The sequence below is a fragment of the Mitsuaria sp. TWR114 genome, from assembly GCF_007997345.1.
Map to the genome: position 1 here is coordinate 1 of NZ_VOSR01000571.1, position 10295 is coordinate 10295.

9 protein-coding genes and 1 pseudogene are annotated in these 10295 nt (G+C 69.1%); 1 reads left to right on the forward strand and 9 read right to left on the reverse strand.

All coding sequences use genetic code 11. The features are described 5' to 3' along the window. From FUT87_RS19630 to htpX, 9 genes and pseudogenes are all read right to left on the reverse strand, one after another. A partial coding sequence (locus FUT87_RS19630; RefSeq protein ID WP_222617211.1) for a hypothetical protein occupies positions 1-379 on the reverse strand: 379 nt, incomplete at its 3' end. A gap of 16 nt (positions 380-395) precedes the next feature. Beyond that, the gene (gene pyk / locus FUT87_RS19635) at positions 396-1826 is read right to left on the reverse strand and encodes a pyruvate kinase (RefSeq protein ID WP_091727933.1); all 1431 of its coding nucleotides are present in this window, start codon (positions 1824-1826) and stop codon (positions 396-398) included. A gap of 119 nt (positions 1827-1945) precedes the next feature. Further along, entirely contained in the window at positions 1946-4264 is a 2319-nt protein-coding gene (locus tag FUT87_RS19640) for an NADP-dependent malic enzyme (RefSeq protein ID WP_091727937.1), read from the reverse strand. 360 nt (positions 4265-4624) lie between these two features. Next, positions 4625-5818 carry a phosphoglycerate kinase gene (locus tag FUT87_RS19645; RefSeq protein ID WP_147242114.1) on the reverse strand — a complete coding sequence of 398 codons (1194 nt, stop codon included), beginning with the start codon at positions 5816-5818 and terminating at the stop codon, positions 4625-4627. A gap of 154 nt (positions 5819-5972) precedes the next feature. Beyond that, the gene (locus FUT87_RS19650; RefSeq protein WP_091731631.1) at positions 5973-6302 is read right to left on the reverse strand and encodes an AzlD domain-containing protein; all 330 of its coding nucleotides are present in this window, start codon (positions 6300-6302) and stop codon (positions 5973-5975) included. Beyond that, entirely contained in the window at positions 6299-7039 is a 741-nt protein-coding gene (locus FUT87_RS19655) for an AzlC family ABC transporter permease (RefSeq protein WP_147242115.1), read from the reverse strand. The genes FUT87_RS19650 and FUT87_RS19655 overlap by 4 nt, the downstream gene beginning before the upstream one ends. Positions 7040-7143: 104 nt before the next feature. Continuing rightward, entirely contained in the window at positions 7144-7923 is a 780-nt protein-coding gene (locus FUT87_RS19660) for a head GIN domain-containing protein (protein ID WP_147242116.1), read from the reverse strand. Positions 7924-8058: 135 nt separating this feature from the next. Then, positions 8059-8511, reverse strand: coding sequence for a hypothetical protein (locus tag FUT87_RS29065; protein WP_175538358.1), 453 nt, complete (start codon positions 8509-8511; stop codon positions 8059-8061). A 169-nt stretch (positions 8512-8680) separates the two neighbouring features. Continuing rightward, positions 8681-9525, reverse strand: a pseudogene (htpX, locus tag FUT87_RS19670) (zinc metalloprotease HtpX). Positions 9526-9720: 195 nt separating this feature from the next. Here htpX and FUT87_RS19675 point away from each other — a divergent pair. After that, positions 9721-10295 (forward strand): class I SAM-dependent methyltransferase (locus FUT87_RS19675; RefSeq protein ID WP_186830641.1); only part of this gene is annotated, 575 nt, incomplete at its 3' end.

Here is a 10295-nt window from a genome sequence, read left to right on the forward strand (position 1 = left end):
CGAAGGCGATCGGCCGCGCCTTGGGCACCACCAGCCAACCGCGGCTGACGAAGGCCGGCTGGCTGTAGGCGAAGACCTTGTCCCGCGCCGGGTTGCGCGACAGCCCGAAGGTCAGGTGCTGGCCGAGTTCCGCGCCCAGCAGCGCGCGCGGCCAGGGCAGCAGCTGCAGTTGCCACTGCAGGCCGGCTGCCTCGGCGATCAGCCGCAGCAGCGGCAGGACGAAGGGCTTGTGCGTCTGTTCGCTGATGGCCAGCCGGATCGGCCCCGGTGCACCGACCGCGGCAGCGTCGGGCTTGGCCAGCGCGCCGCCGGCGACCGTCGCCAGGCCCACGCCGCCCGTCACGCCCATCAGCAGCTCACGGCGGCGCAGCGGCTTCATGCGAACGGACCGGGGTTCAGGCGACCCGGCAGACCTTCAGCATGTTGGTGCCGCCCGGGTAGCCCATCGGCTCGCCGCAGGTGATGGCGTAGGTGTCGCCCGGCATCAGCACGCCGCGCTCGATCAACAGGTCCTCGGCGGCCTGCAGCGCCTGGTCGCGATCGCTGAAGTTGGGCATCAGCAGCGGCGTGACGTTGCGGTACAGCGCCATCTTGCGGTGCGTCAGCGTCTGCGAGGTCAGCGCGAAGATCGGCACATGGATGCGGTGGCGGCTCATCCACAGCGCGGTCGAGCCGGACTCGGTCAGCGCCACGATCGCCTTGCAGCCCAGGTGGTGCGCGGTGAACAGCGCGCCCATCGCGATCGACTGGTCGATGCGGCCGAACTGGCGGTTGGCGAAGTCGGTGTCCAGCGTCACGAACTCGGCGTTCTCGGCTTCCCGCGCGATCGCGGCCATCTGCTGGATGGTCTCGACCGGGAAGCGGCCCGCGGCGGTCTCGGCGCTCAGCATCACCGCGTCGGTGCCGTCGAGCACCGCGTTGGCGACGTCGGAGACCTCGGCGCGGGTCGGCACCGGGTTCACGATCATCGACTCCATCATCTGCGTCGCGGTGATGCAGACCTTGTCGAGCTCCAGCGCCATCTTGATCATGCGCTTCTGCAGCGCGGGCACCGCCGCGTTGCCGACTTCGACCGCCAGGTCACCGCGGGCGACCATGATGCCGTCGGAGGCCTTGAGGATCGCCTCCAGGTGGGGGATGGCCTCGTAGCGCTCGATCTTGGCGATCATCCCCGGCTTGTGACGGTAGGGCTCGCCGGCGACGTTGGCCAGCTGGCGGGCCATCTCCATGTCGGTGGCGTTCTTGGGGAAGCTCACCGCCAGGTATTCGCACTGGAAGGACATCGCCGTCTTGATGTCCTCCATGTCCTTGCCGGTCAGCGCGGGAGCGGTCAGGCCACCGCCCTGCTTGTTGATGCCCTTGTTGTTGGACAGCTCGCCGCCCTGCTTCACGATCGTGTGGACCTGCGAGCCGCGCACCGCCTCGACCGTCAGCACCAGCAGGCCGTCGTTGAGCAGCAGCGTGTCGCCGGGCTTCACGTCACGGGGCAGTTCCTTGTAGTCCAGGCCCACGACCATCTCGTTGCCGGGCTCGGTGCGGTCGGCGTCCAGCACGAAGGGCGTGCCGTTGACCAGTTCGATCTTGCCGTTCTCGAACTTGCCGACGCGGATCTTGGGGCCCTGCAGGTCGGCCATGATGGCCACCTGCTTGCCGGCGCGGGCCGCGGCCTCGCGGACCATGCGGGCCCGGTCGATGTGATCCTGCGCCTTGCCGTGCGAGAAGTTCAACCGCACCACGTCGACGCCGGCCTGGATCATCTGCTCCAGCACCTCCGGCGACGAAGAAGCGGGACCGAGGGTGGCGACGATCTTGGTGGCACGGGACATGACTTGTCTCTGTCTGAAATTTAGTTACAGCCGCCGATTATGAGGGGCTCTCGGGGCCTCGGCACAGTTTCCGGGAGTTACGGCGAAGTTTCCAACGCCACGACTCCCGGAGCGTCCGATCAGCCTTGCGAGGCCTTCACGTCCGCGCTGGCGAGCGCGGTCATGTTGACGATACGGCGCACGGTCGCCGACGGCGTGAGGATGTGCACCGGCCGCTGGGCACCCAGCAGGATCGGCCCCACGGTGACGCCCTGCCCGCCCACGACCTTCAGCACGTTGAACAGGATGTTGGCGGCATCCAGCGTCGGCAGCACCAGCAGGTTGGCGGAGCCGGACAGCGTCGAGTCGGGCAGGAAGTTGTTGCGCACGTCCTCCGACAGCGCCGCGTCGCCATGCATCTCGCCGTCGCATTCGACCTCGGGATGTGCGGCCGCGAAGAGATCGCGCGCCTTGCGCATCTTGACCGCCGAGGCCCGCTTGCTGCTGCCGAACATCGAGTGCGACAGGAAGGCGACCTTCGGCGGCAGGCCGAAGCGCTGCAGTTCCTCGGCGGCCTGCCAGGCGATGTCGGCGAGCTGTTCGGCGCTAGGGTCTTCGTTGACGAAGGTGTCGGCGATGAACAGCGTGCGCTGCTCCAGCATCAGCGCGTTCATCGTCGCGAAGTTGGAGACGTTCGCCTTCAGGCCGATGAGGTTCTGGATGTGCTCCAGATGCGAGTCGAAGCGGCCGACCATGCCGCAGATCATCGCGTCGGCGTCGCCGAGCTGGATCGCGAGCGCGCCGATCGTCGTGTTGGAGCGGCGCACCGCCGACTTGGCCATCTCCGGCGTGAAGCCGTTGCGGCCCATCGCCTGGTGGTAGGCCTCCCAGTACTGGCGGAAGCGGTGGTCGTTCTCGGGGTCGATGACGGCCACGTCCTCGCCCAGCTTCAGGCGCAGGCCGGCGCGCTTCAGGCGCATCGCGATGACCTCGGGGCGGCCGATCAGCGTGGGCTTGGCCAGGCCTTCATCGAGCGCCACCTGCACCGCGCGCAGCACGCGCTCGTCCTCGCCCTCGGCGTAGATCACGCGGGCCGGATGGGCCTTGGCCTCGGCGAAGACCGGGCGCATGAACATGCCGGTCTGGTAGACGAAACGCGAGAGCTGCTCGCGGTACGCGGCCATGTCGGTGATCGGACGCGTCGCGACGCCGGAGTCCTCCGCCGCCTTTGCGACCGCGGGCGCGATGCGCAGGATCAGCCGGTTGTCGAAGGGCTTGGGGATCAGGTAGTCCGGGCCGAAGGCCAGGTCCTGGCCCGGATAGGCCGCGGCGACTTCCGGCGGCGTCTCGGCCTTGGCCAGCGCGGCGATCTCGCGCACGCAGGCCAGCTTCATCGCCTCGGTGATCTTGGTCGCGCCGCAGTCCAGCGCGCCGCGGAAGATGTAGGGGAAGCACAGGACGTTGTTGACCTGGTTCGGATAGTCCGAGCGGCCGGTGGCGACGATGCAGTCCGGGCGCGCTTCCTTTGCGAGCTCGGGACGGATCTCCGGCTCGGGGTTGGCCAGCGCCAGGATGATGGGCTGGCGCGCCATGGTCTTGACCATCTCACCGGTCAGCACGCCGGCGGCGGAGCAACCCAGGAACACGTCCGCGTCCTTGACCACGTCGGCCAGCGTGCGGGCCGGGGTGATCTGGCAGTAGCGGCGCTTGGACTCGTCGAGCTTGGCGGCATCGGCGCGCTCGCTCTGGACCACGCCCTTGGAGTCGACGACGAAGACGTTCTCGCGCTTCACGCCCAGGCCGACCATCACGTCCAGGCAGGCGATGGCGGCGGCGCCGGCGCCCGACACGGCGACCTTCACCGCGCCGATGTCCTTGCCGACCAGTTCCAGCCCGTTCAGCAGCGCGGCGCTGGAGATGATCGCGGTGCCGTGCTGGTCGTCGTGGAAGACGGGGATGTTCATCCGCGCACTCAGCTGCTTCTCGATGTAGAAGCACTCGGGCGCCTTGATGTCCTCGAGGTTGACGCCGCCCAGCGTGGGCTCCATCGCCGCGATGATCTCGACCAGCTTGTCGGGATCACGCTCGGCCAGCTCGATGTCGAAGACGTCGATGCCGGCGAATTTCTTGAACAGGCAGCCCTTGCCTTCCATCACCGGCTTGGCGGCCAGCGGGCCGATGTCGCCCAGGCCAAGCACCGCGGTGCCGTTGGTGACCACGCCGACCAGGTTGCCGCGCGAGGTGTACTCGGCGGCCAGCGTCGGGTCCTTCTCGATGTCGAGGCAGGGATAGGCGACGCCCGGGGAGTAGGCCAGCGACAGGTCGCGCTGGTTGGCCAGCGGCTTGGTCGGGGTGACGGCGATCTTGCCGCGCGTCGGGGTGCGGTGATAGTCCAGCGCCGCCTCGCGCAGGGCGGCTTCGGCGGGGCTCAGGCCGAGGCCGTCGTTCTTGTCGGTCATGCAAATCTCCGTCGCGATGAAGGGGGCCCGGCGCCATTTCCGGCATGCGATCGCGGCGACGAACCGGTGCCGTAATCGCCCGGTAACAGGGGCCCGGGGGGCGCAAAGCTTAATCCTCCGGCTCGCGCGGCGCGATGAATTCAGCTTTAACTGCCATGCAAAGATGGCAATCGCTCATGCGCGCCATGAAGGTCCGCATCAGGATTTGCCCGCAAGTTAGAGCCTTCACCCGAGAACCGTGCCCAATTGCACTTCAGGCTGCCGCGCGCGCGGCGTGCGAGGAACGCGCTCACTAGCGACCTCTCGCCTGCAACAAAAAACGCGCCCGAGGGCGCGTTTCTTTCTTGAGGCGAGGGGCGCTCAGCCCTGCGCGCGCTTGGACAGGATCTCGAAGGCCGGCAGGGTCTTGCCTTCCAACACTTCCAGGAAGGCGCCGCCGCCGGTGGAGATGTAGCCCACGTCCTGCTCGATGCCGTACTTGGCGATCGCGGCCAGCGTGTCGCCGCCGCCGGCGATCGAGAACGCGTCCGACGCCGCGATCGCGCGGGCGATGGTCTCGGTGCCGTGCGCGAAGGCGTCGAACTCGAAGACGCCCACCGGGCCGTTCCAGACGATGGTGCCGGCCGCCTTCAGCTGCTCGGCCAGCAGCGCCGCGGTCTTCGGGCCGATGTCCAGGATCAGGTCGTCATCGGCCACCTCGGTGGCGGCCTTCACCGTCGCCGGCGAGTCGGCCGCGAAGGCCTTGGCCGTCACCACGTCCACCGGGATCGGCACCGCGGCGCCGCGCGCCTTCATCGACTCGATCACCGCCTTGGCTTCGACGAGCAGGTCCGGCTCCGCCAGCGACTTGCCGATCTTCAGGCCGGCCGCCAGCATGAAGGTGTTGGCAATGCCGCCGCCGACGATCAGGCCATCGACGTTCCTGGAGAGCGACTGCAGGATGGTCAGCTTGGTCGACACCTTGGAGCCCGCCACGATCGCCACCAGCGGGCGCTTCGGGTTGGCCAGCGCCTTGCTGATGGCATCGATCTCGGCCGCCAGCAGCGGACCGGCGCAGGCGACCTTGGCAAACTGCGCGATGCCGTAGGTCGAGGCCTCGGCCCGGTGCGCGGTGCCGAAGGCGTCGTGCACGAAGATGTCGCACAGCGCGGCCATCTTCTTCGCCAGCTCCTCGCTGTTCTTCTTCTCGCCCTTGTTGACGCGGCAGTTCTCGAGCAGCACCACCTGGCCCGGCTTCACGTCGACGCCGTCGACCCAGTTCGCCACCAGCGGCACTTCGCGGCCCAGCAGCTCGCCCATGCGCTTGGCGACCGGCGCGAGCGAATCCTCGGGCTTGAACTCGCCCTCGGTCGGGCGGCCCAGGTGCGAGGTCACCATCACCGCGGCACCGGCCTTCAGCGCCATCTCGATCGCGGGGATGGAGGCGCGCACGCGCGTGTCCTCGGTGATCTGGCCGGCGTCGTTGAGCGGCACGTTCAGGTCGGCGCGGATGAACACGCGCTGGTCGGCCACCTTGCCGGCGGCGATCAGATCGGCGAATCGCAGGACGTTCATGGGATGAGCTTCGAGTAGTTGGAAAGCGGGTGTCCGGGCACTGCGGGCGGGCCCGGCGAATCGGGGCGCAGCTTACCAGCCGGCCGGGCGCGGCCCTGTCCGGGACGGTTACGAAACGCCGCTGGAACCGGCGTCAGGACGGGCCCGGCCGGGTCTACCAGCCCAGGCCGACCCGCAGCGCCAGCATCACCGCCGTGCCGCTGACGATGGTGCCCAGGATGCCGCGCCGCCAGAAGAAATAGGCGGTGCCGACGGCCGTCGCATACAGCCGGGCGTCCTTCCAGGTGTGGATCAGCTCGCCCTGCGTCATGACGATCTCCGGCACGATCACCGCCGCGAGCGCGGCCAGCGGCGCGTAGCGCAGGCCGTCGCGCACCCACTGGGGCAGCGGGATCTCGCGGTCCGGGATCATGAAGAAGCTGCGCGTGATCACCGTGATCGCGCCCATGCCAAGGATGCCCAGCACCGCTTCCCAGAGGCTCATGCCGACCTCCCGCCGGCGGCCGGGGTCGGAGGCGGCAGCCATTTCTCCATCAGCAGGCCCACGGCCACCGCGGCGGCGATCGCCACCAGGATGTTGAGCCGCAGCGGCAGCGCATACGCGGCCACGGCCGCGCAGCCGGCCACCGCGCCCGAGACCCAGGTGTTGCGGTCCTTCAGCAGCGAGTAGCTCAGCCCCAGCAGCGCCAGCACGCCGGCGAAACCCAGGCCCCAGGTGGTGGGAATGGTGTCGGCCAGCAGGATGCCGGCGATGGCCGGCGCCTGCCAGGCGACCCAGTTGGTCGCGACGCCGCCCCAGAAGTACGGCAGCTGGTTCGCGGAATCGGGTTTCAGGTCCGGGAAGCGCTTGAGGAAGGCGACGTAGTTCAGGTCGGCCGCGAAGTAGCCGATGAACAGCCGCTGCGCGCGCGGCAGCGGCTCGAAGTACAGGCGCCACTGGGCGCTGAAGATGACGAAGCGCAGGTTCACGCAGAAGGCGGTGGCCCACAGCACCCACAGCGGCGCGCCGCTGGCCAGCAGCGGCAGCGACGCCAGCTGCGAGCTGCCGGCGAAGACCACCAGGCTCATCAGCAGCGACAGCCCCACGCCCAAGCCGCTCTTGACCATGGCCACGCCGGTCACCAGCCCCCAGGCCGAGATGCCCAGCGTGATGCCGAGCATGTCGCGCGAGCCGCGTTTGAATTCCGGATGGCGCGCCAGCGCCGCGAGTCCTTCCACCATGGCCGCAATTGTCGTCGGCGTGGTCCGGAAACGAAGCGCCCCTCGGCCGCTGTCGCGGCGAGGGGCGTCCACAGAGCGCCCGGCGCAGCCGGCGCCCGGGGGGCTTACTTCAGCTTGCGGACCGAGCCCGATCCGGCGTTGGACAGGCTGATCTCGGGGCTGCCGATGTAGCCGACGTCGCCGGAGCCGGCGATCCGCACGTCCAGCTTGCGGGTCGGCGCCACGGTGACGTCGCCGCTGCCGGAGATGCTGACCTTGGCCTCGTCGACGACCAGCTCACGCGTCTTGACGTCGCCGCTGCCGGCCACCGACACGGACAGCGCATTGGCCTTGCCTTGCACCTGCATGTCGCCGCTGCCGGCCACGCGCAGCGTCACATGGTCGGCCTCCAGTCCCTGCATGCGCAGGTCACCGCTGCCGGCGATGCTGGCCTCCAGGTTGCTCGTCTTCATCGGCTCGACGCGGATGTCGCCGGAGCCGGCGATCGACAGGCCGCGCAGCTGGCGCATGTCCAGCGTGATCACCGGCGAGCCCTTGGCGTTCAGGCTGTAGCCGCGCTTGGGCGAGATCTCCAGCGTGCGGCCCTTGCTGCCGTCGACGACCTTGGTCTCGATGTAGGCGAGCAGGTTGCGGTCGGTCTTCACCTCGACCTTGTCGGACGCGCCCGACCGCACGAAGACCTTGAAATCGCCCGACAGCGCCACCGCGTCGAAGGCGCCGACGTCGCGCGCCTCGGCGGCGACCTCGCCGTTGCCCTCGATGCGCTGCGAGCTGCCGAAGCTCAGCGACCAGGCGTGGGCGGTGCCGACCGTCGCGGCGGCGGCCAGGCCCAGCGCGGCGACGGCAAACAGACGACGGGAAGCACGGAAGGACGAAGTGGTCATGGACGATCTCCTGATCTTTCGGATGATCGCATCTTCGTCGCGACGACCCGCGCCGGCGACCGGCGCAAGACGAACTGCACCCTCCGGGGGATCAACTGCGCGGCGGTCCGATGGCCCGACCGAACCGAGCCGGGCTCAGTGGCCACCCTTCTCGCCGGCCTTGTCCTTGTCCGAGCCCTTCTCGGCGCCCTTCTCCGAGCTCTTCTCCGCCGCCTTGTCCGACGAGCCCACCTGCCCCTTCGCGGAGCGCGGCGACGGCTCCTCCTCCTCGGCGGCGGCCGGCCGGCTGGCCTGCGGATTCGCCACCAGCGGGCGGGTGCCCTCGAGCTTGTTCTCGCGCATGTACTCGTCCATCTCGCGCCAGCCGTCATAGACCGCGGCCTTCTGGGCCTTGGGGTTCAGGGCGTAGCAGTCCTCGATGGCGCGCAGCGCGTTGCGGCAGGCGCCGCCGATGGCCTTGCCCTCGGCCTGCTTGGCCGCCGCCACCTTGGCGGGGTCCTCGATGCCGAGCTGGTCGCAGCCGGCCAGCAGCGCGACGGCGCCGAGCAGCGCCGCCGAGGCGGTCAGGGAGCGGAGGGAAGCCTTCATGCTGTCCTTTATCGGCCGCCGGGGCGAACGCTTGAATCAGGCAGGCCGGCGGAACGGGCCATTGTGCCGTCGCCTCCGCCCGCCCCGGTCGAATGAAAAACACCGCCCGGAGGCGGTGTTTCGTCTGGCCGGAGCACCGGAGCGCTCGGCCGGGCCGGAGCGCGCGCGTTCAGCGGCGGGACATCGCCATCAGGCGTTCGATGCGTTCCTCGGTCGACGGATGGGTGCTGAACAGGCCGCGCAGGCCGCCGCCGGACAGCGGATTCATGATCATCATCTGGGCCGTCTCCGGATGGCGCTCCGCCGTCTCCAGCGGGATGCCCTGGGCGTAGCGGTGGATCTTGTCCAGCGCCGAGGCCAATGCCTGCGGGTCGCCGGAGATCTCCGCGCCGCCGCGGTCCGCCTCGAATTCACGGGCGCGGCTGATCGCCATCTGGATCAGCGAGGCCGCGATCGGCGCCAGGATCGCCACCAGCAGTCCGACGATCGGGTTGGCCGGCGGCCTTCGCTGTCGCGCGGGCTGAAGAACATCGCGAAGTTGGCCAGCATGGAGATCGCGCCGGCCATCGTCGCGCTGACCGTGGAGATCAGGATGTCGCGGTGCTTCACGTGGGCCAGCTCGTGCGCCATCACGCCGCGCAGCTCGCGTTCCGACAGCACGCGCAGGATGCCGGTCGTCGCCGCGACCGCGGCGTGGTCCGGGTTGCGGCCGGTGGCGAAGGCGTTGGGGGCGTCTTCCTGGATCAGGTAGACCTTGGGCATGGGCAGCTGGGCGCGCTGGGCCAGTTCCTTGACCATGTTGTAGAACTGCGGCGCGCTGCGCTCGTCGACTTCCTGGGCGTTGTACATCTTCAGCACCAGCTTGTCGGAGAACCAGTAGCTGAAGAAATTCATGCCCACCGCGACCACCAGCGCGATCAGCATGCCCGTCTGGCCGCCCAGCACGGAGCCGATCGCCATGAACAGCGCGGTGATGGCGGCCATCAGGATGGCGGTCTTCATCAGGTTGAACATGCAATCACTCCTCGGAGAACTGCGGCCGGAGCCGCGATCGGAAATCAGTCTGAACGGTACACCGTCCAGGTCGTCCCACCTGACGGCGGGGTCGGCGCATTCAAGCCGGTTTCCCCACGCCTTCAGCCAGAAATAAGCGAACTGCCCCACCCCACCGCCAGCCCCGACTCGGTGTCTCGCTCGCGGGCGATGCCCATGCCCCTTGAAGCGAATGCCGAGCGTGCGGAGGCGATTGAGCGGAAAGGGGCCCCGGCGCCTTCCGCTGGTGCTCGGTCGCCGCAGGAGGCCTTGGAGCCGCCCCCAACCGAAGCCGACGAGCCGCCAAGCGACGAGCCTCCTTCCGCCGTCTGGGACCGCCGCTACGCCGCCCACCCGCTGAGCCATCAGGATGCGTGGCTCACTGGCTGGCAGCATCGATTGCCGGGCGTGCGACGCGCGCTGGACATCGGCTGTGGCGATGGTTGGGAGACGGCTGCCCTCTTGGAGCTGGGCGTCGACGTCACTGGCATCGACATTTCCGCCGAGGCGCTGGCGCGCTGCCGGCGGCATTCGCCGCGGGCGCGCCACCTGCTGGCGGATGTGAGGGCGATGCCGATGCTGCGTGACGGTGAGTTTGACCTGGCCGTCGCACAGCTGTCGCTGCATTACTTCGACCGCGAGGACACCCGCCGCGCGCTGTGCGAGATCGCTCGCGTGCTGGCGCCGGAGGGCAAGCTCATCGGTTGCGTGAACGCGGAGGATGACTGGCACTACGGCGCGCCGGACGATGC